The sequence below is a fragment of the Geodermatophilus sp. DF01-2 genome (genome assembly GCF_004571065.1).
Classification (GTDB): domain Bacteria; phylum Actinomycetota; class Actinomycetes; order Mycobacteriales; family Geodermatophilaceae; genus Geodermatophilus.
The window spans coordinates 143,847-167,324 of the sequence record NZ_SPQN01000001.1 but is presented as its reverse complement, the minus strand read 5'-3'; the positions used below and the strand labels follow the sequence as shown (position 1 = coordinate 167,324).

The 23,478-nt window shown below is 73.3% G+C and carries 21 protein-coding genes; 12 read left to right on the top strand and 9 right to left on the bottom strand.

All coding sequences use genetic code 11. The annotated features are described in order from the left end of the window. Nucleotides 1-587: 587 nt before the first annotated feature. Both E4P41_RS00770 and E4P41_RS00765 read left to right on the top strand, forming a co-directional pair. On the top strand, nt 588-791 hold the full coding sequence (locus E4P41_RS00770) for a hypothetical protein (protein WP_135138965.1): 204 nt from the start codon (nt 588-590) through the stop codon (nt 789-791). Between the two features lie 162 nt (nt 792-953). After that, nucleotides 954-1,523: a GNAT family N-acetyltransferase gene (locus E4P41_RS00765; protein ID WP_209307451.1), complete on the top strand. Its 570-nt coding sequence runs from the start codon at nt 954-956 to the stop codon at nt 1,521-1,523. 299 nt (nt 1,524-1,822) lie between these two features. Here E4P41_RS00765 and E4P41_RS00760 read toward each other — a convergent pair whose 3' ends face one another. Continuing rightward, entirely contained in the window at nt 1,823-4,549 is a 2,727-nt protein-coding gene (locus tag E4P41_RS00760; RefSeq protein ID WP_245177015.1) for a diguanylate cyclase, read from the bottom strand. Nucleotides 4,550-4,662: 113 nt separating this feature from the next. Then, nucleotides 4,663-6,318, bottom strand: coding sequence for a GGDEF domain-containing protein (locus tag E4P41_RS00755; protein ID WP_135138962.1), 1,656 nt, complete (start codon nt 6,316-6,318; stop codon nt 4,663-4,665). A gap of 113 nt (nt 6,319-6,431) precedes the next feature. Between E4P41_RS00755 and pheA the strand changes: the two genes are divergently transcribed. Continuing rightward, nucleotides 6,432-7,367: a prephenate dehydratase gene (gene pheA / locus E4P41_RS00750; RefSeq protein ID WP_135138961.1), complete on the top strand. Its 936-nt coding sequence runs from the start codon at nt 6,432-6,434 to the stop codon at nt 7,365-7,367. 173 nt (nt 7,368-7,540) lie between these two features. Here pheA and E4P41_RS00745 read toward each other — a convergent pair whose 3' ends face one another. The 4 genes from E4P41_RS00745 to E4P41_RS00730 all read right to left on the bottom strand — a co-directional run bounded on the left by E4P41_RS00745 (nt 7,541) and on the right by E4P41_RS00730 (nt 10,697). Continuing rightward, a complete protein-coding gene (locus E4P41_RS00745) occupies nt 7,541-8,356 on the bottom strand; it encodes an MMPL family transporter (RefSeq protein WP_245177014.1) in 816 nt (271 codons plus the stop codon). A gap of 171 nt (nt 8,357-8,527) precedes the next feature. Continuing rightward, a complete protein-coding gene (locus tag E4P41_RS00740) occupies nt 8,528-8,857 on the bottom strand; it encodes a co-chaperone GroES (protein WP_245177013.1) in 330 nt (109 codons plus the stop codon). 48 nt (nt 8,858-8,905) lie between these two features. After that, nucleotides 8,906-9,253: a metallopeptidase family protein gene (locus tag E4P41_RS00735; RefSeq protein WP_135138960.1), complete on the bottom strand. Its 348-nt coding sequence runs from the start codon at nt 9,251-9,253 to the stop codon at nt 8,906-8,908. Nucleotides 9,254-9,263: 10 nt separating this feature from the next. Beyond that, on the bottom strand, nt 9,264-10,697 hold the full coding sequence (locus E4P41_RS00730; protein ID WP_135138959.1) for a GuaB1 family IMP dehydrogenase-related protein: 1,434 nt from the start codon (nt 10,695-10,697) through the stop codon (nt 9,264-9,266). Nucleotides 10,698-10,775: 78 nt separating this feature from the next. Here E4P41_RS00730 and E4P41_RS00725 point away from each other — a divergent pair, with 78 nt between their 5' ends. The 7 genes from E4P41_RS00725 to E4P41_RS00695 all read left to right on the top strand — a co-directional run bounded on the left by E4P41_RS00725 (nt 10,776) and on the right by E4P41_RS00695 (nt 17,071). After that, the gene (locus E4P41_RS00725) at nt 10,776-11,018 is read left to right on the top strand and encodes a hypothetical protein (protein WP_135138958.1); all 243 of its coding nucleotides are present in this window, start codon (nt 10,776-10,778) and stop codon (nt 11,016-11,018) included. After that, nucleotides 11,015-11,392 (top strand): type II toxin-antitoxin system VapC family toxin, encoded by a 378-nt coding sequence (locus tag E4P41_RS00720; protein WP_135138957.1) that lies wholly within the window; start codon nt 11,015-11,017, stop codon nt 11,390-11,392. The genes E4P41_RS00725 and E4P41_RS00720 overlap by 4 nt, the downstream gene beginning before the upstream one ends. Nucleotides 11,393-11,444: 52 nt before the next feature. After that, nucleotides 11,445-12,308 carry a polysaccharide deacetylase family protein gene (locus E4P41_RS00715; RefSeq protein ID WP_135138956.1) on the top strand — a complete coding sequence of 288 codons (864 nt, stop codon included), beginning with the start codon at nt 11,445-11,447 and terminating at the stop codon, nt 12,306-12,308. A gap of 223 nt (nt 12,309-12,531) precedes the next feature. Then, nucleotides 12,532-13,827 (top strand): serine--tRNA ligase, encoded by a 1,296-nt coding sequence (serS, locus tag E4P41_RS00710; RefSeq protein ID WP_135138955.1) that lies wholly within the window; start codon nt 12,532-12,534, stop codon nt 13,825-13,827. Further along, a complete protein-coding gene (locus tag E4P41_RS00705) occupies nt 13,824-14,747 on the top strand; it encodes an HAD family hydrolase (protein ID WP_135138954.1) in 924 nt (307 codons plus the stop codon). Before serS ends, E4P41_RS00705 begins: the two co-directional genes overlap by 4 nt. Before the next feature lie 8 nt (nt 14,748-14,755). After that, nucleotides 14,756-15,559: a Cof-type HAD-IIB family hydrolase gene (locus E4P41_RS00700; RefSeq protein WP_135138953.1), complete on the top strand. Its 804-nt coding sequence runs from the start codon at nt 14,756-14,758 to the stop codon at nt 15,557-15,559. 588 nt (nt 15,560-16,147) lie between these two features. Continuing rightward, entirely contained in the window at nt 16,148-17,071 is a 924-nt protein-coding gene (locus E4P41_RS00695; RefSeq protein ID WP_135138952.1) for a slipin family protein, read from the top strand. Here the strand turns inward: E4P41_RS00695 and E4P41_RS00690 are convergent. Then, nucleotides 17,040-17,234 carry a DUF1707 domain-containing protein gene (locus tag E4P41_RS00690; RefSeq protein ID WP_135138951.1) on the bottom strand — a complete coding sequence of 65 codons (195 nt, stop codon included), beginning with the start codon at nt 17,232-17,234 and terminating at the stop codon, nt 17,040-17,042. The genes E4P41_RS00695 and E4P41_RS00690 overlap by 32 nt on opposite strands. 26 nt (nt 17,235-17,260) lie before the next feature. Next, nucleotides 17,261-17,830 (bottom strand): bacterial proteasome activator family protein, encoded by a 570-nt coding sequence (locus E4P41_RS00685; RefSeq protein ID WP_135138950.1) that lies wholly within the window; start codon nt 17,828-17,830, stop codon nt 17,261-17,263. A gap of 88 nt (nt 17,831-17,918) precedes the next feature. On the opposite strand from E4P41_RS00685, the gene E4P41_RS00680 reads away from it, so the two are divergent. Further along, on the top strand, nt 17,919-19,142 hold the full coding sequence (locus tag E4P41_RS00680; protein WP_135138949.1) for a cysteine desulfurase-like protein: 1,224 nt from the start codon (nt 17,919-17,921) through the stop codon (nt 19,140-19,142). A 70-nt stretch (nt 19,143-19,212) separates the two neighbouring features. Here E4P41_RS00680 and E4P41_RS00675 read toward each other — a convergent pair whose 3' ends face one another. Further along, on the bottom strand, nt 19,213-20,208 hold the full coding sequence (locus tag E4P41_RS00675) for an NAD(P)H-quinone oxidoreductase (protein WP_135138948.1): 996 nt from the start codon (nt 20,206-20,208) through the stop codon (nt 19,213-19,215). Nucleotides 20,209-20,652: 444 nt separating this feature from the next. Here E4P41_RS00675 and E4P41_RS00670 point away from each other — a divergent pair, with 444 nt between their 5' ends. Next, nucleotides 20,653-23,469, top strand: a complete 2,817-nt coding sequence (locus tag E4P41_RS00670; RefSeq protein WP_280658696.1) for a PAS domain-containing methyl-accepting chemotaxis protein — start codon at nt 20,653-20,655, stop codon at nt 23,467-23,469. Nucleotides 23,470-23,478 lie beyond the last annotated feature (9 nt).

Here is a 23,478-nt window from a genome sequence, read left to right as displayed (position 1 = left end):
GTCCCGCTGTCCCGCAAGCGATTCTTCACCGGGCGGCCCACGCCATCATCGCCGACCATGGCATTTCAGGCCGGACCGGGGCTCTGCCGTGGTGGTACGGCGGCCGCCAGGCCACCCTTCGGCGGCGATCACGAGCCGCGCAACACGAGGGGACGGGGCGAACGGAGATGCGCGCCTTCCTCGTCCTCGCGGTGACGTCTTCATCATCGGCGGCGCTAACGACGACAAGCGCGGGCGCCGAACGGGATGCCGGTACGGACCGCTGAAGGAATGAATGCGCCGCCTCGACGAACGACGCCTGACAGTGAGGGCGTTCCTGGGAGCTGAGCCGGAAGTTCTCGGATCCGCGGCCGGCGGCCGTGGAAGGTGTTGTCCGGGGATGCCGATGCTGTCGAGGTCGTCCTCGCGGGTGCGATGGAGGCTGGCCGAGCCCGCGTTCCAGAAGAGGATCCTCCGGCCGGTCACGGTGAAGGTCCAACAGTCCTCTTCTCCGCCGCCTCGGGCGCTCCACTGGTCGGTCCCGAACCGGAGGCAAGGGATGCGTTCGCCTCCCAAGATCGGCGGAGAGTGACCGATACGGTCGAAGCATGAGGAGACACGAGGGCACGATCCGCACGCTTGCGACCGTGGTCGTCGCATTCCTGATCAACCTCGTCCTCGACGTCGCCTTCGACCTGCCCATGCTGGTCCGCTGGGGCATCGCGCTGACCGTGGTGCTCCTTCTTGCATTCCTGGTCGAGGTCGTCCGCCGGCGCGCCGCCGTGCGGCAAACCGATCGGGGCGGGACGTAGGCGGCGTGGCTCCTCAATCCGGTGATCTCCCTCAACACTGGATGAACGCCCTAAGGGTCCTGAGTTCCGGCCTATAGCCCTGACCGACTCGGTAGCGATACCCGATAGGGGATGCCTCTATGGTCCTGGGGGAACCTGAGTTCGCCTGCCAGGATGGTCAGAGTGAGAATCAGCAGCGACCCGTGGCAGTACCCGGATCCCGAGCAGTCGCAGCTGCGCCTGGTCGAAGTACCCGCCGCTGTTCTGCATGCATTGGCGCGAGGTGAGGCTGTCGACACCGGCGGGCACCCCATGACGTCTTACATTACGGGTAACGAGTGTGCCGGTCTCTGGCGTATGAGAAGTAGGCAGACTGCTGACACGCCAACGGATGCACCCTGGGTGACGCGTTTTGTGTACGTTCCCGGCGAGAATGCTCCGGTCGGCGTCGCCGGGTTCCACGGGCCGCCTGACGAGGCCGGGATGGTCGAGGTCGGTTATCGGATCGACCCGAAGCAACGGCGGAAGGGTTACGCGAGGCAAGCCCTCGAAACTCTGCTCGCTGTTGCGCGCGCCCACCCTGACGTGCGGGTTGTCCGCGCGACCATCAGTCCGGACAACGTCGCGTCACGCTCTCTTGTCAAGGGCTATGGGTTCGAAGACGTCGGCGAACAATGGGACGACGAGGACGGCTTAGAGATCATCTTCGAGGTGGGCGTAGACGCGGGACCTCCCACCAGCGGCGCTAGATAGCGGACCCTCAACCGGACACGGTGTCCGTAGGTGGAACCTCCAGCGGGAACGGCGCACGTCAGCGAGAGCGCACGGTAGAGACAGTCCCGGAAGACCGCCCGGTCAGGTGTCCGGTGACCGGACGTCATGCGGACAGCGCCGTTCGGGGACGACCGGGTCGACACGGGAACGAGGGTGCGGCGGCCACGACAGCGACCTCCAGCTCACGATCTCCGGCCGGGCCACGGTCCGCACCTGTGCGCAGGTCGGGGCGGCCTCGGCCCGTCTCCCGTACGCCACAGGAAGAGCGGCAGAGCGAACTACCGGCGCGCCCTCCGGGCGATCCGGGCGGCGAAGACGCCGGCGGCGTGGCCGTCGTCGATGTTGCTCACCACCACGCCGGGCGAGGCGGAGTTCAGCATCGCGAGCAGCGCGCTGAACCCGCCGAACGAGCCCGGCTGTCCGGTCGACGTCGGGACGGCGACGATCGGCAGGTCGGTCAGCACACCGATCAGGCCGGCCAGGGAGGCGTCCAGCCCCGCGACGACCACCAGGCAGTCCACGTCCTCGGGCAGGACGCCCGCGGGCAGCCCTGAGCGGAACCGGCTGCCGCCGACGTCGTCCACCCGGGCCACCGCGGTACCGGTCACCCGGGCGGCGAAGGCGGCCTCGGCGGCCACGGTCAGGTCGCCACCGACCCCGCACAGCACGCCGATGCGGCCGGCCGGCTCGGGCAGCGGCCCGACCGCCGCGGACATCGACGCGACGTCGACGGTCGTGTAGGCGTCGTGCTCGCCGGCCAGCGCGACCAGGGTCTCGGCCGTGGCGCGGACGACGACCGCCGGGCGGTCCGGGAACTCCCGGCGCGCCTCGCGGACCAGCGCGAGCACCTGCTCGGTGCTGCGGCCGGTGCCCCAGACGACGTCGGGCTCGGCCGGCGCCTCGCGCACCGGTGGGACGGGCGGCTCGACGGGGAGCGCGGCGGCTCCCGGGACCGGGCCGAGCGCCGGCTCCGCAGCGCTCCCCAGCCCGAGCGGCGGGACGGCGGGCTCGACGAGGAGAGGGGCGAAACCGCCGGTCGGACCGGCTGCGTCGTCCAGCGGGGAAGGCTGCACGGCAGGGACCCTAGGGGCCGCTCCGGCCCTCTCCGGGGAGCCGGCCGGAGCCGTGTCGCCCCGGGGGGACCCGTCCGTCACAGCAGTCCCAGCCGGGCCGAACAGCGTGTCCGGCGGGCTGTCGGCGGCCCGGGTCTGGGTCACCGCCGACAACCGGACGACGCGGTCGCGGCCGCTGCGCTTGGCGTCGTAGAGGACACCGTCGGCGGCGGCGAAGAGGGTGCGCCGGTCGTCGCCGCGGGTGGCCGAGGCGATGCCGACGCTGATCGTCACCGGCTGGTCCAGCCCGAGGGCGGCCCAGTCGGAGGCGGCCAGTGCCCGCCGGCAGCGCTCCAGCGCCCGCTCGGCCTGCTCGGCGGTGGTGTCGGGCAGCAGGACGACGAACTCGTCCCCGGCCCAGCGGCAGACCTCGTCGGTGTCGCGGCACCCGGCCATCAGCAGCTCGGCGACCCGACGCAGGACCTCGTCCCCGCCGGCGTGGCCGATGGCGTCGTTGACCTCCTTGAACCGGTCGACGTCCACGACGGCCAGAGCCGGCACTCCACCGCTGCCCAGTAGCCCGTCGAGCCGGGCCTCGGCGTAACGCCGGTTCGGCAGGTAGGTGAGCGGGTCCTCGTAGACCTGCCGTCGCAGCTGCCCGGCGGCCCGTTCGGTCTCCAGCAGGCTCTTGCGCCGGCCGAACAGCTCCACCCAGCGGGTGCGCCGCTCGTCGACCCGGTCCAGCTCGTCGGCGAGGTAGGCCTGCAGGTAGGGCAGCGCGCGGCCGGCGTCGTCCCGCTCGGCGTGCAGCGTGCACAGCTCGCGCAGGGCCGCCCGACGCAGGCGGAGCAGGCCGTGCTCGGTCGCCGTCGCCAGCGCCCGGGTCAGCTGCTCGTCCGCGCCGCGCTCGTCGCCCTGTCGACGCAGCGCGCGGCCCAGCGCGAGCAGCGCCGCGGCCTGCACCGCCAGGTCGCCGTCGGCGGTGGTGGCCCGGACGGCGGCGCGCAGCGGCCCCGTGGCCGCGGTGTGCGCCCCCAGGCCGACCAGTGCCCAGCCGTGCACGACCTGCGCGGCCACGACGGCACCGGACGACTCCGGCGGCAGCAGGGCCAGCGCCTGCTCGGCGAGCTCGCGCGCCTCGGTGAAGTGCGGCTCGGCCGAGGCCGGCACGCCGTCGTCCAGCAGGGCCTCCCCGAGCTCGGCGCACAGCTCGCCGAGGCCGGTGGCCGCACGGGCGACGAGGACGTCGGGGTCGCCGTCCTCGGACCCGAGCGCGCCCGGGACGGCGGCGGCCGCGACCGCGGTCTCGTGCGCCCGCCGCTGGTAGTCCAGGGCCAGCGGCATGAGCTCGAGGTCGGCGAGCACGCCGGCGAGGGTGGTGAGGGTCTCCACCAGCAACGCCGAGGCCGGCAGCGCCGGGTCGAGCAGGCTGGCCGCCTCCACCGCCTCGTCCATGGCGGCGTCGATGCGGCGGGAGAGCAGCTCGATACGGGCGTGCCGGGCCAGGCCGGCGGCGCGCTGCAGCTCGTCCTCGGTGGCGTCGAAGGCCGCCTTCGCCGAGCGCACCAGCGCGATGGCCAGTGCCGCGTGGGACGCCGACTCGGCGCGGGGGCCGCCGTCCTCGCTGCCGGTCGGGGGGCCGTCGAAGAGGCCTGCCACGCCGGCGTGCAGGTCGAGGGCGGGCGCCGACCCCGGCCCGTGCGGTGGCTCGACCGGGTCGCCGACGAGGGTGAAGCCGGCCCGTCGCAGCCGGCGCACGAGCAGCTCGGCGCGCAGCGTGTCGGTCCACGCCCGGCCGAGGTCGGCGGGGCGGTCGGCGGTGCCGTCGCGTGGGGCGGGTGCCACGTAGGGGGAGGAGTCGGTGCCGACGTCGGCCAGCAGCTCCTCGGCGTCGTCGAGCTGCCAGTTGGAGAGGGCAGCGGTCACCCGGTGGTGCAGGGCTCCCGGAGGCACGAGCGCACTGTGCATGGCGTCGTCGGCGGAGTCGAGCACCGGTCGGGAGGCGCGCCGGGTGCCGGAGCGACTCCCGTCCGTCCCGTCACAGCCGCCCCATCCGGCCTGCGCTCTCACGGCGTTCCCTCTCCCGGGATCCGGCCACCCGGGGCGCGGACCCGGTTGCGGCCACCGCGCTTGGCGGAGAACAGGTGCAGGTCGGCGGTGTCGAACAGCGAGCGCCAGCCCGGCGGCTCGTCGTCGCTCGCCGGTGCCGTGGCCACCCCGATGCTCACGGTGACCGGCTCGGGCAGCTGGAGGTCGCCCCAGTCGGCGTCGGCGACGGCGGCGCGCAGCCGGTCCATGGCGGCCAGCGCCTGGCCCTCGGTCGCCGTCGGCAGGACGACGAGGAACTCGTCGCCGGCCCAGCGGTACACCTCGTCGCCGGTGCGGCTGTGCTCGCGCAGCAGGTCGGCCACCCGGCGCAGCACCTCGTCCCCGTGCGAGTGCGAGGTGTCGTCGTTGACCTCCTTGAACCGGTCGATGTCGACGACGGCCAGCGACAACGGCTCCTCGCCCAGGCGCATGCTGCCCAGCCGCCGCTCGGCGCTGCGCCGGTTGCCCAGCCCGGTGAGCGGGTCCTCCAGGGCGACCCGGCGCAGGTGCGCCGTCTGCCGCTCGGCCTCCCGCAGCCGGCTGCGCCGCACGAACATCTCTGCCCACAGCTCCCGGCCGCGGGCGTGTGCCCGGCCCGTGTCGGCGCGGTAGGCCTCCAGCCAGTGCAGCGCCTCGGCCGGGCGGCCCATCGCCGCGGTGTTCTGGCCGAGCTCGAGCAGGCACTGGCGGTAGCGACGACGGTCGCCGGTGGCGGCGAAGGCCCCGGCGGCGTCCACCAGCAGGTCGGTGGCCTCGGCGTCGTGCCCGCCGCCGGACTGCCTCTGCGCCAGGCGGGTCAGCAGCCGGGCCAGCGCCAGGTCGGCGTAGCCGCGCAGCCAGATGCCGCCGTCCCGGTGGACCCGCTCGTGCGCGCGGCGCATCGGGCCGACGGCGTCGTCCACCTCGCCGCAGCCGGCCATCGCCCAGGCCTGGACGACGTCGAGCAGGTCCTGGTCGCCGGGCTCAGCCTCCCAGTCCAGCCCGCGGGCGGCCTCCGCGCAGTCGACGGCGGTCCCGGCCAGCGCGCCGGCGCGGTCGGCCCGGCCGCGCCGGTGCAGCGTCTGGGCCAGTTCGGCGTGCTGCTGGGCGCACAACTGCAGCAGCCGCCACCGGTCCGCGACCTCCGGCAGCTCGTCCGCCACCCGGGAGCCCTGCAGCGCGTGCGCGACCGCGAGCTCCTCCAGGTCGAGCGCGCCGAGGGACAGCGACAGCCAGAGGTGGGCCTGGTGCAAGACGCGGGTGGGCCCGTCGGACGCCGCCGTCTCGACCAGCAGGCTGGCGTCGACGGCCAGCATCATCGCCGCGTCCACGTGGTCGGCGGCGACCTCGATGTGGGCCAGGTAGGCCAGGATCAACCCGATCTGGCCGCACGGCCGGCACCGGCCGAGGGCGTCGCGGGCCGCGGACACCCCGGCCGCCACGGCCTCGCGGTCGCCGTCGGCCAGGCCGCGGCGGGCGGCCAGTGCGTGTCGCCAGGCGATCCACCGCGGCTCGGCCGAGGCGTCCAGGGCGTCGGCCGCGCGGTCGTGCTCGGTGGTGAAGGTGGCCAGGTCGTCCCGCTCACTGGCCGCCAACAGACGCCACAGCGCATCGTCGAGGTCACACTCGGTGAGGCGTTCCCGGCCGGGAGCCACGCATCCCTCCATCGACGTGTCCGGCCGCTGCACGGCGACGGGTCCTGCGGCCAGCGTGGCAGCTCCCTCCGGGTGGGGCGTCCGCCCTCACCCGACCGCACTACCCTCGTCGGGTGCCTGGGACTCCTCCGACGCGGTACGCCTATCTCGGCCCCGAGGGTACCTTCGCCGAGGCGGCCCTGATCAGTGCCGTCGCCCCCGAGGAGGGGGCCCGGCGGCCCGCTGCGGGGGTGCCGGCGGCACTGGCTGCCGTCCGGTCGGGGGACGCCGACGCCGCGCTCGTCCCGCTGGAGAACTCCGTCGAGGGTTCGGTGCCGGCCACCATGGACGGCCTGGGCGACGGCGCCCCGCTGTTGATCACGCGCGAGGTGTTCCTGACGGTGTCGTTCGTCCTCGCCGGCCGGCCGGGGACGACGCTGTCCGGCGTGCGCTCGGTGGCCAGCCACCCGCACGCGCTGGCGCAGACCGCCGGGCGGCTGGCCGAGCTGCTGCCCGGCGTCGTCCCGCTGCCGGCGACCTCCACCGCCGAGGCCGCGCGGCAGGTTGCGGCCGGGGAGCACGACGCCGCCGTCTGCGCGCCGATCGCCGCCGAACGGTACGGGCTCACCGCGCTGGCCGACGACGTCGCCGACCGCCCCGGCGCGGTGACCCGCTTCGTGCTGGTGGCCCCGCCCGGCCCGCTGCCCGCCGCGACCGGCAACGACAAGACCTCGCTGGTCGCCGTCGTCGGGGACCGCACCGGGGCGCTGCTGGAGCTCCTGGGCGAGTTCGCCGTCCGCGGGATCAGCCTGACCCGGATCGAGTCCCGGCCGACCCGCGAGCGGCTGGGCGTCTATTCCTTCTCCCTCGACTGCGAGGGGCACGTCGCCGACGCCCGGGTGGGCGAGGCGCTCGCCGCCCTGCACCGGGTCTGCGACGACCTGCGCTTCCTCGGCTCCTACCCGCGCGCCGACGGCCGGGAGAACAAGCCCGTGACGCCGGTGTCGACCGACGCGGCGTTCCACGAGGCCGCCGGCTGGCTCGAGCGGGTGCGCGCCGGCCAGGTGTGAGAGGGGCCGCTCGTCTGCGTCGTCCGCTTCTCCCGCCTCTTCCGCCGATGATCATGGGGTTGTCGCCGGCTGCTGCGGCGTGTCTTCGCGTGTCGCCTGCAACACCCCCATGATCAACTCGGGGACGCGGCGGGGACCAGTCGGGGACGAGGCTGCGGACGCGGCGGACGGGGTCAGACGCGTTCCAACTCGGGCTCGGGCTCGGGGCTGTGGCGCGACCGCGCCAGCCGGCCGGGCCACCAGGTGCGGTCGCCGAGCAGCGCGACCGCCGACGGCACCACCAGCGACCGGACGACGAAGGTGTCGAGCAGGACGCCGAAGCCGACCAGGAAGGCCAGCTGGACGAGAAACAGCAGCGGCAGCACCGACAGCGCGCCGAAGGTCGCCGCCAGCACCAGTCCGGCGCTCGTGATCACCCCGCCCGTGACCGCCAGCGCCCGCAGGATGCCGTCCCGCGTGCCGTGCCGCAGCGACTCCTCCCGCGCCCGGGTCATGAGGAAGATGTTGTAGTCGATGCCCAGCGCGACCAGGAACACGAACGCGATCAGCAGGATCGTCGGGTCGCTGCCCGGGAAGCCGAAGACGCCGTCGAAGAGCAGCGCGGCCACCCCGACCGTCGCCGCCACGCTCAGCACGACGGTCGCCATGAGCAGCAGCGGCGCGACCAGCGCGCGCAGCAGCAGCGCCAGGACGACGGTGATGACCGCGAGCACGGTCGGCACGATCACCCGCAGGTCACGGGCCGCGGTCTCGCGGGCGTCGAGGTTGCTGGCGGTGTCGCCGCCGACCAGCGCGGCCGGGTCGGCGGCGTCCAGCGCGGTGCGCAGGTCCTGCACGACCTCGACGGCCTCGGTGCTGTCGGCCGGGACGTCGAGCACGACGTCCAGCCGCACCAGCCCGTCGACGACGACCGGCGGACCGCCCGGGGGTCCTCCCGTGAACGGCGTCACGGAGGCGACGCCGGCGGTGGCCGCGGCCGCCTCGGCCACCGTGGGCCAGCTCTCCTCCGGCGTCACGACGACGGTCGGGCTGCCCGAGCCGGCGTCGAAGTGCCGGGCGAGGGCCTCCTGGCCCGCGACGCCGTTCGACTCGCCCTGGATGGCGTCGGAGAAGGTGATGCCCGAGACCCACCCGCGAGACCACCATCAGCGCACACATTCTCAGAGGTAGAGGCCGGTGGACTCCTCGATCCGCTCGGCGGCCACCGCGTGCACGTCGCGCTCGCGCAGGATGACCAGCTCCTCGCCGTGCACCTCGACCTCGTGCTGGTCCTCGGGAGAGAAGAGGACCTGGTCGCCCACCTTCACCTGACGCACGCTCGCGCCCACGCCGCGCGCCTCGCCCCACATCAGCCGCTTGGCCACCTGGGCGGTCGCCGGGATGAGGATGCCGCCGGTGGACCGCCGTTCGCCGTCCTCCTTGCGCAGCGCCACCAGGATGCGGTCGTGCAGCATCTTGATCGGCAGCCCGCTGCCCTTGCCCTCAGCCACGCCTGAGCACGGTACGCGGCCCGCTCAGGGCGTGATCACCGTGCGCCGTCAGCCCCAGCCGAGTTCGTGCAGCCGCTCGTCGTCGATGCCGAAGTGGTGCGCGATCTCGTGGACGACGGTCACCGTGACCTCCTCGACGACCTCCTCGGCGGTCGAGCAGACGTCGCAGATGGCCTCGCGGTAGATCATGATCCGGTCCGGCAGCGCGCCGCCGTACTCCCAGCCGCGCTCGGTCAGCGCGTACCCCTCGTACAGGCCGAGCAGGTCGGGCTCGTCCTCGTTGCGGTCCTCCACCAGGACGACGACGTTGTCCATCAGCGCCATGAGTTCCGGCGGCACCTGGTCGAGGGCGTCGGCGACCAGGTTCTCGAAGACCGGGAGGGGGAGCGGCCTCACCAGGACCGGGTCACCACGACGTGGGCAACGGCCGGCCCTCCTCGTAGCCGGCCGCGCTCTGCACCCCCACCACCGCGCGCTCGTGGAACTGGTCGACGGTGCGGGCGCCGGCGTAGGTGAACGACGAGCGCACCCCGGCGACGATCTGGTCGACCAGGTCCTCGACGCCCGGGCGGGCCGGGTCCAGGTACATCCGCGACGAGGAGATGCCCTCCTCGAACAGGCCGGCGCGGGCGCGGTCGAAGCCGCTCTGGGTCGACGTCCGGGCCTTGACCGCGCGGGCCGAGGCCATGCCGAAGGACTCCTTGTACAGCCGGCCGGAGCCGTCGTCGTGGATGTCGCCGGCGCTCTCGTAGGTGCCGGCGAACCACGAGCCGACCATCACGCTCGCCGCCCCGGCGGCCAGCGCCAGCGCGATGTCGCGCGGGTGGCGTACCCCGCCGTCGGCCCAGATGTGCTTGCCCAGCGACCGGGCCGCGGCCGCGCACTCCTCGACCGCGGAGAACTGCGGCCGGCCGACGCCGGTCATCATCCGCGTGGTGCACATCGCGCCGGGGCCCACACCGACCTTGACGACGTCCGCCCCGGCCTCGATCAGGTCGCGGGTGCCCTCGGCGGTGACCACGTTGCCCGCGACGACCGGCGCCGACTTCGCCACCGAGCGGGCCGCCCGCACCGCCTCGACCGCCTTCTCCTGGTGGCCGTGTGCGGTGTCGACGACCAGCACGTCGACACCGGCGGCCAGCAGTGCCGCGGCCTTGCCGGCCACGTCGCCGTTGATGCCGACGGCCGCGGAGGTCAGCAACCGGCCCTCGGCGTCCACCGCCGGCTGGTAGAGCGCCGAGCGCAACGCGCCCTTGCGGGTGATCACGCCGACCAGCCGGTCGCCATCCACCACCGGCGCCGCGCTGACCCGCTCCCCGGAGAGGACGTCGAAGATCTTCGGCAGGTCGGTGCCCGCGGGGACGGTCAGCGGGTCCTCCGTCATCACCTGGGACAGCTGCGTGAAGCGGTCCACGCCCTGGCACTGCCCGTCGGTGACCACGCCCACCGGGACGCCGTCCTCCACCACGACGACGATGCCGTGCGCGCGCTTGGTGAGCAGCGACAGCGCGTCGGCCACCGTCGAGGTCGGGGACAGCGTGATCGGGGTGTCGTAGACCGGGTGCCGGGTCTTGACCCAGGACACCACCTCGGAGACCACGTCCACCGGGATGTCCTGCGGCAGCACGGCCAGCCCGCCGCGGCGGGCCACGGTCTCGGCCATCCGTCGTCCGGAGATCGCGGTCATGTTGGCCACGACGACCGGGATCGTCGTCCCCACCCGGTCCGGTGTGGTCAGGTCGACCTCGAGCCGGGATCCGACGGTCGAGTGGTTGGGCACCATGAACACGTCGGCGTAGGTCAGATCAGTGGCCGGCCGGGTGCCGCCGAGGAAGCGCATGAGCTGCATTGTCCCGCACATCGTCCGCGCCGGCGCCATCGCGGGTGCAGAGTGCACCACCTTGCCTACAGTTGCCTCATGTCCCGCGTCATCCAGATCCGCGGCGTCCCGGACGACCTCCACGAGGCCCTGCGAGAGGCCGCAGAGGCGCGTGGTCAGTCACTGACGAAGTTCGCGCTCGCCGCGCTGGAACAGGCGGCGCGTCGCCATCGCAGCGTGCAGCACAACGCCGAGGTGATCCGGCGGGCGCAGGCCGAGATCGCGAGTGGCGTCTCCCGTGAAGAGATCCTGGCCGCGTTGCACGAGGGCCGCCGGGAGTGAAGGTCGTCGATGCCGGCGTCGTGGTGGGCGTGTTGCTCGAGGCTGTGGACCCTGAACGCCTCGGCGAGGATGGCTTGGCCGCCCCGCATCTCGTCGACAGCGAGGTGACGAATGTGCTGTGCCGCCTGGTGCGGCGCGGGCGGCTGTCCGAATCGCAGGGCCATGCAGCGATGGTCGCGTTCACGGCCCTCGAGGTGCTGCGCTTCCCGGCCGACTGGCTGCGGCCCCGCATGTGGGAACTACGCGACAACCTGACTGCGTACGACGCCACCTACGTCGCGTTGGCGGAGTCGATCGGCGCGACCGCGCTGCTCACCACCGACGCGCGACTGGCGCAGGCGCCGGGCGTCCGGTGCGTGGTCCGGGTGCTGTAGACCTCGCGCGGCGGAGGAGACCACACGGTCCGTGTCGTGGCATGGTGCCGCCATGGACCGCCGGACCTTCCTCGCCGCGGGAGTCGCCGGGCTCGCCGCCCTGGCAGGGTGCTCGGCCGACCGGTCACCCGGCCCCCGGGCGGGGACGACGGCCCGGACCGGCGAGCTCCCGGCTCCGTCCCCCGCACCGGCGCCGCCACCGCCGCCGACCCCGGGCACGCCGCAGGAGATCCTCGCCCGGTCGACCGTGCCGGTGCTCTGCTTCCACCAGCTGCGCGAGTTCCGCCCCGACGACAGCCCGTACGCCCGCACCATCATCACCCCGCCCGCGGTGTTCACCGCCCAGCTCCAGGCGCTGCGCGACGGTGGGTACACGACCGTTCCGGGCCCGGCGCTGATTGACCACCTGCAGTTCGGCATCCCGCTGCCCGAGCGGCCCGTGCTGCTCACCTTCGACGACGGGTCGGTCACCCACCACTCGGTCGCGCTCCCGGCGCTGCAGCAGTTCGGGTTCGTCGGCACGTTCTTCCCGATGACCGTCGTCCTGGACAAGCCGGACTGGCTGAGTCGGGAGCAGGTGCGCGACCTGGACCGCGCAGGCATGACGATCGGCAGCCATACCTACGACCACCAGCGGCTGGACCGGCTGCCGGCCGACCAGTGGGACATCCAGCTGGCCGAGCCGGCCGCCGAGCTGGCCGAGGTCGTCGGCCACCCGGTGGACCTGCTGGCCTATCCCAACGGCATGTGGTCACCGGAGGCCCTCGACCGGGCCGCGGCCGCCGGTTACCGCGCGGCCTTCCAGCTCTCCGACCCCCAGGACGTTCAGCACCCGCTGCTCACCGTGCGCCGGATCATGCCGCCCCCGACCTGGGACGGACCCACCCTGCTCGCCCGCATGGCGTCCGACTTCTGAGGAAGGCCCCCTGCCCCCGCCACTCGTGAAAGGACCCCTTTCGGGCACCGCCGCCGGCCCCGTCCAGAGGCTCGTCCCGAGTTCGCGATGGATGAGGACGGGGTCCTGGCAGGGGCCGGCGGAACACTGGAGGGGCGCCGACGCGGGTGCTGGACACGCTCGTCGCGGCAAGGGGGACGGGACCTGGCCGCGGTGTCATCCCGAGGATGACAGACTGGACAGAGTGATCGACCTGCGACTCGCGCGCGAGCACCCCGACCTCGTCAAGGCCAGCCAGCGCGCCCGCGGGGCCGACGAGTCCCGGGTCGACGAGCTGCTCGCCACCGACGCCGCCCGCCGCGAGGCGGTCAAGCGCGCCGACGACCTGCGCGCCGAGCAGAAGGCCGCCTCGCAGGCGGTCAAGAAGGCCACCCCGGAGGAGCGGCCCGCCGTCCTGGACCGGGCCAAGGCGCTCGCCGCGCAGGTCAAGCAGGCCGAGGAGGCGCTCCGGGCCGCCGACTCGGCGCTGCGCGATGCGCACCTGCGCATCCCCAACGTCGTCGCCGGCGACGTCCCACCCGGTGGTGAGGACGACGCGGTGACGATGCGCACCGTGGGCGAGGTCCCGCAGTACGACTTCCCGGTGCGCGACCACCTCGAGATCGGCGAGGCCCTCGGCGCGATCGACATGGAGCGCGGGGCCAAGGTCGCAGGCGCCCGCTTCTACTTCCTCACCGGCCCGGGCGCGCTGCTGGAGTTCGCCCTGGCCCAGCTGGCGATCAGCCGCGCGGTCGCGGCCGGCTTCACCCCCGTCGTCGCGCCCGCGCTGGTGCGCCCGGAGGCGATGGAGGGCACCGGCTTCCTCGGCGAGCACGACGAGGAGGTGTACCGGGTCGAGCGCGACGGCCTCTACCTCGTCGGCACCTCCGAGGTCGCCCTGGCCGGGATGCGCGCGGGCGAGGTGCTCGACCTGTCGGCCGGGCCGCTGCGCTACGCCGGCTGGTCGTCCTGCTTCCGCCGCGAGGCCGGCTCCTACGGCAAGGACACCCGCGGCATCATCCGCGTGCACTGGTTCGACAAGGTCGAGATGTTCAGCTTCTGCGCTCCTGCGGAGGCCGCGGCAGAGCACCTGCGGCTGCTGGCCTGGGAGGAGGAGTTCCTCCAGGCCCTCGAGCTGCCCTACCGGGTGGTCGACATCGCCGCCGGCGACCTGGGCACCAGCGCCGCCCGCAAGTACGACATCGAGGCATGGTTCCCGTCGCAGAGCACCTACCGGGAGCTGACCTCCACCTCCGACTGCACCACCTTCCAGGCGCGGCGACTGGGCATCCGCTACCGGGACGCCGACGGGCGAAACCAGACCGCGGCCACGCTCAACGGCACGCTCTGCGCCGTCGCCCGCACCATCGCCTGCCTGCTCGAGGTGCACCAGCGCGCCGACGGCTCGGTGTCCGTGCCCAAGGCGTTGCGCCCCTGGCTCGGTGGCGCCGAAGCCCTCACCCCCGGGATGGACCTGGCGGGCGCGGTGCCGCCCGCATGACCGCTGACCGGCCGGTCGTGCTGCCCGTGCCCGCCGCCCACCCGGGTGCGGACGCCGTCGTCGAGCTGGGCGACGTCGGCACCTGGCGGCCGAAGCTGGTGGCCAGCGACCTCGACGGCACGCTGCTCACGTCCGACGGCGAGGTCAGCCCGCGCACCCGGACGGCGCTGGACGCCTGCTGGGACGCCGGCATCCCGGTCGTCGGCGTCACCGGCCGCGGGCCCCGCCTGCTCGACAGCGTGCGGGCGGCCCTCGACGGCCGCGGCATCGCCGTCCTCGCGCAGGGCGGCTTCGTCGTCGACCTGGAGCGGGACGAGGTGCTGCGGACCGTCGGCCTGCCGCGGGAGCAGGCGACAGCGGTCATCGAGCGGATCGAGGAGGTCGCCGGCGAGCTCATCGTCGCCGTCGAGGACGCCGCGGAGCAGGGGGAGGTGCACTCGCCGCTGCGGGTGCAGCACGGCTTCGAGTGGCCGTACCCCGAGCCCGCGCACCTGCTGCCCCGCCACCAGGTGCTGCCCACCGGTGCGGTGCTCAAGGTCTTCCTGCGCTCGTCGACGCTCGGCCAGGACCAGCTGCTCGCCCGCGCCCGCCGGGTGGTCGACCCGGCCGACGCCGAGGTCACCCATGCCGGGCTGGGCTTCATCGAGGTGCTGCCGCCCGGGATCACCAAGGCCACCGGGCTGGCGATCGCGCTGGAGCGCTACGGCGTCGGCTTCGGCGACGTGCTGGTCTTCGGCGACATGCCCAACGACCTGCCGATGATCGAGGCGGTGCGGGACGCCGGCGGCCGGGCGGTCGCGGTGGCCAACGCGCACCCCGCCGTCCGGGCGGCCACACCCCGGGTCACCAGCGGGCACGACGTCGACGGCGTCGCGCGCTACCTGGAGGCCCTGCTCGACGGGCGGCGGCTCGGTGGCTGAGGTGCAGCGTGTCTGACTGGCGACCGCGGCTCATCGCCAGCGACATGGACGGCACGCTGCTGCGCGGCGACGACACCGTCAGTGAGGCGACAGTGACGGAGCTGGAGCGCTGGCGGGGCGGGGGCGTCCCGGTCGTCCTGGCCACCGGGCGGCCGCCGCGCTGGATGGTCCGCATCCGCGAGGTACTGCGGTACGGCACGGCCGTCTGCTGCAACGGCGCCGTCCTGCTGGACCTGGCCGGGTTCGAAATCCTCGACGAGGACGCGCTGGAGCCCGCGGTGCTGCAGGAGGTCACCGCCGAGCTGCGCCGGTACCAGCCCGACATCTGGTTCGCCGTCGAGTACGGCCTGGAGTTCCGGCACGAGCCGGTCTACCAGCCGCGCTGGGACGTCGACGCGCCCGGCGTGGCGGTCGCGACGCTGGAGGAGATGGTGTCCGCCCCGGTGGCCAAGCTGCTGGCCCGGCACGAGTCGCTACCCCGCGACGAGTTCGTCGCCCTGGTCGAGGACGTCGTCGGGGATCGAGCCACGGTCACCAACTCCTCCAGCGACGCGCTGGCCGAGATCTCCGCGCCGGGGGTCACCAAGGCCAGCGGCCTGGCCAAGGTGGCGGCCCGGCACGGGGTCGGGCCGGAGGACGTGGTGGTCTTCGGCGACATGCCCAACGACATCGCCGCCTTCGACTGGGTACGCGCGGCCGGGGGACGAGCCGTGGCCATGGCTCACGCCCATCCCGACCTGCTCGCCGCGGCCACCGACGTCACCGGCACCAACGAGGACGACGGCGTCGCCGCCTTCCTTGCCTCCCTGTGACACCGCGACAGCGGGTGGACCGGTCGCGGGGCCCCGGCCCCCTCCAGGGCACCGCCCCGAGCATGCGAGCGGTGGGGAGGAGGGGATCCTTCCGCCGACCGGGACACGGGCAGCGGCTCGACCCGACTGGGGGAGGGTGCGTGGCCGCGGTGTCGGTTCCTGGGAGTGGGGAGCCGGGGGCTCCCCCGACGAGGGGCTGGGGTCTGGGGCTCAACCCGACTGGGGGAGGGTGCGTGGCCGCGGTGTCGGTTCCTGGGAGTGGGGAGCCGGGGGCTCCCCCGACGAGGGGCTGGGGTCTGGGGCTCAACCCGACTGGGGGAGGGTGCGTGGCCGCGGTGTCGGTTCCTGGGAGTGGGGAGCCGGGGGCTCCCCCGACGAGGGGCTGGGGTCTGGGGCTCGACCCGACTGGGGGAGGGTGCGTGGCCGCGGTGTCGGCCGGTAGGCCGACGATGTGATCGCACGGGAGATGACGGCCTGGTCACGGCAGGATTCGGCCTCCCGGGGGATCATGGTTGTGGACGGGTCGGCGCTCCGAGGTGCCGCGGGAGCGTCCTGACGCCACCGCGCCGGCCGGGGAGGTGGCCGGCCATGGAGATCCTGCTCATCGTTCTCGCCGTCGTCGGTGTCCTGGTCCTCGTGGTCCTGGGCGGGAGCATCCGGCAGGTCCAGCAGTACCAGCGCGGCGTGGTCCTGCGTTTCGGTCGGTTGCTCCCGGAGGTCCGGGACCCAGGACTACGGCTGATCGTCCCCCTCGTCGACCAGATGACGAAGGTGCCCGTGCAGACGCTCGTCCTGGACGTGCCGTCGCAGGGAACCATCACCCGGGACAACGTCACCATCGGAGTCGACGCCGTCGTCTACTTCCGCGTGGTCGACCCGGTCCGTGCGGTGATCAACGTGGAGAACTACATGGTCGCCACGTCCCAGGTGTCGCAGACCTCGCTGCGGTCGGTGATCGGCCGCGCCGACCTGGACACGCTGCTGTCGGACCGGGAGCAGATCAACAGCGAGCTGCGGGCGGTCATCGACACTCCCACCGAGGACTGGGGCATCAAGATCGACCGGGTGGAGGTCAAGGACATCTCCCTGCCGGAGGGCATGCGCCGGTCGATGTCACGACAGGCCGAGGCCGAGCGGGATCGGCGGGCGCGGGTCATCTCCGCCGACGGTGAGCTGCAGGCGTCGGCCAAGCTGTCGCAGGCGGCCGAGGCGATGAGCGCGACGCCGGGTGCGCTGCAGCTGCGGCTGCTGCAGACCGTCGCCGACGTCGCCTCGGAGAAGAACAGCACCCTGGTGATGCCCTTCCCGGTGGAGCTGCTCCGGTTCTTCGAGCAGGCGGCAGGCGCTGGCGGGCAGGCTCCGGCGGTGACAGGCGACGCGGACGGCGAGCGGAGCGCACCGGCCTCGTCCGATGGGGGAGCCACCGCGCTGCCGTCGTCGGCGATCTCCGGCAACGGTCAGGCGGACGGCGTCCCGCAGGTCACCACAGACTCCGGGGCAGATCGCGGGTGAGCTCGGCGAGCTCCCCCAGGGTCCGGGCGGCGTAGGCCGCCCGCACCCGCTCGTCGAACTCGTCGACGGTCAGCCGCCCCTGCGAGAGCCCGCGCTGCAGCTGGCGCACCGTCTCCTCGCGCTCGGCGTCCGACGCGCGCACCTCGCCGTCGCGCGGGCTCACCCGAACACCTCCCCGATCGCCTGGCCTCAGAGGTACTGGCCGCCGCCGGGGCGGAAGTCGGGCTGCTGCGGGGCCTGGCCGCTGGGCAGTGCCCGGCCTCCACGGCGCATCTCCTCCAGTTGCGCGCGGGCGGCCATCTGCTGGGCGAACAGCGCGGTCTGGATGCCGTGGAAGACGCCCTCCAGCCAGCCGACCAGCTGGGCCTGGGCGATCCGCAGCTCGGCGTCCGACGGGGTCTCGCCCTCGCTGAACGGCAGGGTGATCCGCTCCAGCTCCTCGCGCAGCTCGGGGGCCAAGCCCTGCTCGAGCTCGCGGATGGAGGAGGCGTGGATGTCGCGCAGCCGGTTGCGGCTGGCGTCGTCCAGGGGCGCGGCGCGGACCTCCTCGAGCAGCTGCTTGATCATCGTGCCGATCCGCATGACCTTCGCCGGCTGCTCCACCATGTCGCCGATGGCGCCGCCCTGGCCGGCTGCGTCGTCCCCCCGCCCGCCCACGGCTCCGTCGTCCGGCACGGGCATGGTGCCGACGGGCTGGCCGTCGGGCCCGACGACGACGACCTGCTGAGGGAGTCCACTGCCGTTGTCAGGTGCGGTCATGTCCTCCATCCTCCCCGCCGCGTCGGGGCCGCGCTGGGCGGCCCTGGGGCGGGTCGGCGCCCAGGGGCAGCGTCTAGGGTCGAGGCCCATGGGACCGGGGGAGGGGCGGCTGGACGTCGCCCGAATCCGGGGCCTGTTCCCCGGCCTCTCCGACGGTCTCGTCCACGCCGACGGGTCGGCCGGCGCGCTGCTGCCGGAGAGCGTCGTGCTCGCCGTGGCGCAGGCGATGCGGGTGCCGGTCGCCGACCGCGGCGGGGTCTTCCCGGCGTCCGCCCGGGCGGAGGGGTTGCTCGCCAGCGCCCGCACGGCCGTCGCGGACCTGGTCGGTGGGGTGTCCACCGGCGTCGTCCTCGGGCCGGACACCTCGACGCTCACCTGGACGCTGGCCCGGGCGCTGGCCCGTACCTGGCAACCCGGCGACGAGGTCGTGGTCAGCCGCCTCGATCACGACGCGAACATCCGGCCGTGGGTGGAGCTGGCCGCCCGGCACGGCGTGGAGGTGCGCTGGGCCGAAGTGGACATCGAAACGGGCGAGCTGCCCGACTGGCAGTACGACGAGCTGCTCGGCTCCCGCACCCGGCTGGTCGCGGTGACCGCCGCCAGCGCCACGATCGGCACCCGCCCGGACGTCGCGGCGATCGCCCGGCGGGCGCACGCGGTGGGCGCCCTGGTCTACGTCGACGGGGCGCACGCCGCCGCGCACGACCTGCTCGACGTCCGCACGCTGGGCGCCGACTTCCTCGCCGTCGCCGCCGACATGTGGTGCGGCCCGCACGTGGGCGCGGTGGTGGCCGACCCGGCGCTGCTGGCGGAGCTGGCGCCGGACAAGCTGGTTCCGGTGCCCGATCGGGTGCCCGACCGGTTCGAGAGCGGCGGGCACGCCTTCGAGCTGCTGGCCGGGGTCACCGCGGCCGTCGAGCACCTCGCCTCGCTGGACGACGTCGCGACCGGTACCCGGCGGGACCGGCTGCGCGCCTCGATGGCGACGGTGGCCGCCTACGAGGGCGGGCTGTTCGACTGGCTGGACCAGGCGCTGCGCGCCATGCGTCACGTGCAGGTGATCGGCTCGGCCCCGCACACCACGCCGGCGCTGTCGTTCACCGTCGCCGGCATGCGTCCGCGGCAGGTGGCCTCCGAGCTGTCCCGGCAGGGCATCTGCGCGTGGGACGGCGACCTCTACGCCCGGGAGCTGTTCGACGCACTCGGGGTCAACGAGGAGGGCGGGGCCGTGCAGCTGGGGCTGATGCACTACAACACGGCCGAGGAGGTCGGGTACCTGATCGACGCAGTGGCCGCACTCCGCCCCCGCTGAAAAGGACCCCCGTGCCCCCCACCGCTCGCAGGCTCGCGGCGGGCCCCTGCACGGCGGCCAGGCCTCGAGATCATGCGCCGTCGGTGACCAGCAGGACCTTCCCGATGTGCTCGCTCGCGTCGACCACCCGGTGCGCCTCCGCGGCCCGCGACATCGGCAGCCGGCGGTCGACGATCGGCCGGACGACGCCGCGCTCGACGTCGGGCCACACGTCGTGCCGCACGGCTGCGACGATCTCGGCCTTGCCGCCGGGGCCCGTCGGCGGCCGGGACCGCAGCGTGGTGGCGTGCACCGAGCCGCGCTTGCGCATCAGCTTGCCGAGGTCGATCTCGGCCCTGGTGCCGCCCTGCATCCCGATGCAGACCAACCGCCCACCGGTGGCGAGCACGTCGACGTTGCGGGCCAGGTACGCAGCGCCCATGTTGTCGAGGACGACGTCGACGCCGGCACCGTCGGTCTCCTCCCGCACCCGCTCGACGAAGTCCTCGTCGCGGTAGTTGATGCCCACCTCGGCGCCGAGTTCGCGACAGACGTCGAGTTTGGCGGCGGTGCCCGCGGTCGTGAACACCCGCGCGCCGGCGCGGGCGGCCAGCTGGATGGCCATCGTGCCGATGCCGCTGGACCCGCCGTGCACCAGGAAGGTGTCGCCACGGCGCAGGCCGGCGAGCAGGAAGACGTTGGACCAGACGGTGCAGACCACCTCCGGAAGCGCCGCCGCGGTGGCCAGCTCCACCCCGGCCGGGCGGGGGAGGAGCTGCCCGGCCGGGACGGCGACCCGCTCGGCGTAGCCGCCGCCGGCCAGCAGCGCACACACCTCGTCGCCGACCGCCCAGCCGGTCACCCCCTCGCCGACCTCGCTGACCACCCCGCTGCACTCCAGGCCGAGGACCTCGCTGGCCCCCGGGGGCGGTGGGTAGTGGCCGGCCCGCTGCAGCAGGTCGGCTCGGTTCACCGCGGTAGCGACGACGTCGACGATCACCTCGCCGGGTCGCAGGACCGGGTCGGGGACCTCGCCCCAGCCCAGCACCTCGGGGCCACCCGGTCCGCTCGTCGTCACCGCGCGCATGCCCTCGACCCTAGAAGGACCCCGCCCTCCCCACCCCTCGCAGGCTCGGGGCGGTGCCCTGGACGGGGCCACCCCTCGCCGCTCGCAGGCTCGCGCCGGGACCCTGCAGGACCCTGTTGGTCAGACCCCTGGACGAGTCACCAGGTGGCCGCGCCGTGGGTGATGTGCGGTCGTGGCGCCTTTCGCCGGGGGGAGAACCCGCCACAACTGCACATCACCCGGCTCGGGTCCCCTGAGGCCGCCCTGCAGTGAGAGTCCACGGCATCACCGATGCAGATTCGCCAACAGGGTCCTGCAGGGGGGCCGCCGTCCTGGCCCCCCTCGCAGGCTTCGGAGGCCCTGGAGGGGGCCGAAGTTGGAGTCATGCCACCTCTCGGCTTGAGGCGGGTGGCTCCGCGCCGAAATGAGGAGGTCTTCGTCCTCCGTGCCCCCTCGGAGCGTCCCGTGCCGCAGTCCGCCGCCACCTCGTCCGCCGCCGACGACCTCACGCTGCTGGAGATGCGCGGCGTCCTCGACGCCATCCACCGCTCCCAGGCAGTGATCGAGTTCGGCCTCGACGGCACGGTGCTGACCGCGAACGAGAACTTCTCGTCCACGATGGGCTACGAGCTCACGGAGGTCCGCGGCGAGCACCACCGGATCTTCTGCGAGCCGGAGCTGGCCGACAGTGCCGAGTACGCCGACTTCTGGCGCCGGCTCGGCGGTGGCGCGTTCGAGGCCGGCGTCTACAAGCGGCTGGCCAAGGACGGCCGGGTGGTGTGGCTGCGGGCGACCTACAACCCCATCCTGGACGAGGCCGGCAAGCCCCGGAAGATCGTCAAGCTGGCCACCGACGTCACTGACCGGGTGGTCGAGGCCGCCGAGCAGCGCGCCGCGGTCTCGGCGATGGACCGCTCGCAGGCGGTCGTCGAGTTCGCTCTCGACGGCACCGTGCTGACGGCCAACCGGAACTTCCTCGACCTGATGGGGTACCGGCTGCAGGAAATCACGGGCAAGCACCACCGGATGTTCGTCGACCCGGTGCAGGCCGCCGGTGACGACTACGCCCACTTCTGGGAGCGGCTCGGTCAGGGCATGTTCGAGGGCGGGGTCTACCGGCGGCTGGCCAAGGGCGGCCGCGAGGTGTGGCTGCAGGCCACCTACAACCCGATCCTCGACGACACCGGCGCCCCGCTGAAGATCGTCAAGTTCGCCAACGACATCACCGCCGCCAAGCTGGCCGACGCCGAGTTCCGCGGCCGGGTCGCGGCGATCGACCGGGCGCAGGCGGTGATCGAGTTCGCCGTCGACGGCACGGTGATCGCCGCCAACAAGAACTTCCTGGAGACCATGGGCTACGCCCTGCACGAGGTCCAGGGCAGGCACCACCGGATGTTCTGCCAGCCGGAGGTGGCCACCAGCGAGGAGTACACCCAGTTCTGGGAGCGCCTGGCCAGCGGCGCCTTCGAGAGCGGGGAGTTCCTGCGCGTCGCCAAGGGCGGCCGCGAGGTGTGGCTGCAGGCCACCTACAACCCGATCCTCGACGACACCGGCAAACCGCTGAAGGTCGTCAAGTTCGCCACGGACATCACCGAGGCCAAGCTGCAGGGCGCCGACTACAGGGGCAAGGTCGCGGCCATCGACCGAGCACAGGCGGTCATCGAGTTCGACCTCAAGGGCCGCATCCTCACGGCCAACCAGAACTTCCTCGACACCGTGGGGTACACGCTCCCCGAGATCCGGGGCAAGCACCACCGCATCTTCGTCGACCCCACCCACGCCGCGTCCGACGCCTACGTGGAGTTTTGGGAGCGTCTCGGCAAGGGCAAGTTCGAGGCCGGCGAGTTCAGGCGCCTCGACAAGGACGGGCGTGAAGTGTGGCTGCAGGCCACCTACAACCCGATCCTCGACGAGAACGGCCGTCCGCTGAAGGTCGTCAAGTTCGCTTCGGACATCACCCGCGAGAAGCGGCGCAACGCCGAGTACCTCGGCAAGGTGGCCGCCATCGAGCGAGCTCAGGCGGTGATCGAGTTCGACCTCGACGGCACGGTGCTCGCCGCCAACCGGAAATTCCTGCAGGTCATGGGCTACAGCGCCAGCGAGGTCCAGGACAAGCACCACTCGATGTTCTGCGACCCGGCCTACGCGGCGTCCGACACCTACCGCGAGTTCTGGCGCAAGCTCGGCAACGGCGACTACCACAGCGGGGAGTACCGCCGGATGGCCAAGGACGGCCGGGACGTGTGGATCCAGGCGACCTATAACCCGATCCTCGACGAGACCGGCAGGCCGTTCAAGGTCGTCAAGTTCGCCATGGACGTGACCGAGGAGAAGCTGCGCAGGGCGGAGGTCGCGGCGCGGGTGGACGCGGTCGACCGCGCCCAGGCGGTCATCGAGTTCGACCTCGAGGGCAACGTCCTCGGCGCCAACGAGAACTTCCTGCGCACCATGGGCTACTCGGCGCGGGAGATCGTCGGGCACCACCACAGCGAGTTCTGCGACGACGACTACATCCGTTCGCAGGAGTACCGCGACTTCTGGCTGGCCCTCGGCAAGGGCGAGGTCATCGCCGGGCGCTTCCACCGCCGCGGCAAGTTTGGCCGCGACGTGTACATCCAGGCGACCTACAACCCGATCCTCGACCTCGACGGCAAGCCCGTGAAGGTGGTCAAGTACGCCTACGACGTCACCGAACAGGTCGTGCGCGAGCGGCGCGTCGAGGCGGGCGCGCAGGAGATGACAGATCTGGTCGGCGAGCTGTCGGCATCCATCGAGAGCGTCGTGCGGAACTCGCAGACCGCCACCGGGCTGGCGGAGGAGACCCAGGGCAACGCCGAGCGCGGTGTCGAGGCGTTGCGCGCCTCGCTGGAGGCCATCGGCCTGATCCAGAAGTCCTCCGTGGCGATCACCGAGATCGTCCGCGTCATGGGGGAGATCGCCAACCAGACCAACCTGCTGGCCTTCAACGCCTCGATCGAAGCGGCGCGGGCGGGTGAGCACGGCGTCGGCTTCTCCATCGTGGCCGGCGAGGTGCGCAAGCTCGCCGAGCGCTCCTTCGAGGCAGCGCAGCAGATCGGCAAGCTGATCGACGAGTCGGCCGAGCGGGTGCAGCAGGGATCGGAGGTGTCGCGGCGGGCCGAGACCGCCTTCGAGCAGATCGTCGGGAGCGTCACCCGCACCAACGACGCCATCCGGAGCATCTCGGAGGCCACCCGCGCCCAGCAGACGACCTCCCGCGCCGTCGACCAGCTCATCGCCGAACTCGCCCGCTCGGGCTCCTGAGGGGCAGGG

Coding starts and splice junctions, on each gene's coding strand:
- E4P41_RS00675 (WP_135138948.1), bottom strand. CDS start 20,208: ATGCGCGCGGTGACGACGAGCGGACCGGGTGGCCCCGAGGTGCTGGGC.
- E4P41_RS00680 (WP_135138949.1), top strand. CDS start 17,919: ATGGGACCGGGGGAGGGGCGGCTGGACGTCGCCCGAATCCGGGGCCTG.
- E4P41_RS00695 (WP_135138952.1), top strand. CDS start 16,148: ATGGAGATCCTGCTCATCGTTCTCGCCGTCGTCGGTGTCCTGGTCCTC.
- E4P41_RS00770 (WP_135138965.1), top strand. CDS start 588: ATGAGGAGACACGAGGGCACGATCCGCACGCTTGCGACCGTGGTCGTC.
- E4P41_RS00715 (WP_135138956.1), top strand. CDS start 11,445: ATGGACCGCCGGACCTTCCTCGCCGCGGGAGTCGCCGGGCTCGCCGCC.
- E4P41_RS00685 (WP_135138950.1), bottom strand. CDS start 17,830: ATGACCGCACCTGACAACGGCAGTGGACTCCCTCAGCAGGTCGTCGTC.
- E4P41_RS00725 (WP_135138958.1), top strand. CDS start 10,776: ATGTCCCGCGTCATCCAGATCCGCGGCGTCCCGGACGACCTCCACGAG.
- E4P41_RS00705 (WP_135138954.1), top strand. CDS start 13,824: ATGACCGCTGACCGGCCGGTCGTGCTGCCCGTGCCCGCCGCCCACCCG.
- E4P41_RS00730 (WP_135138959.1), bottom strand. CDS start 10,697: ATGCGCTTCCTCGGCGGCACCCGGCCGGCCACTGATCTGACCTACGCC.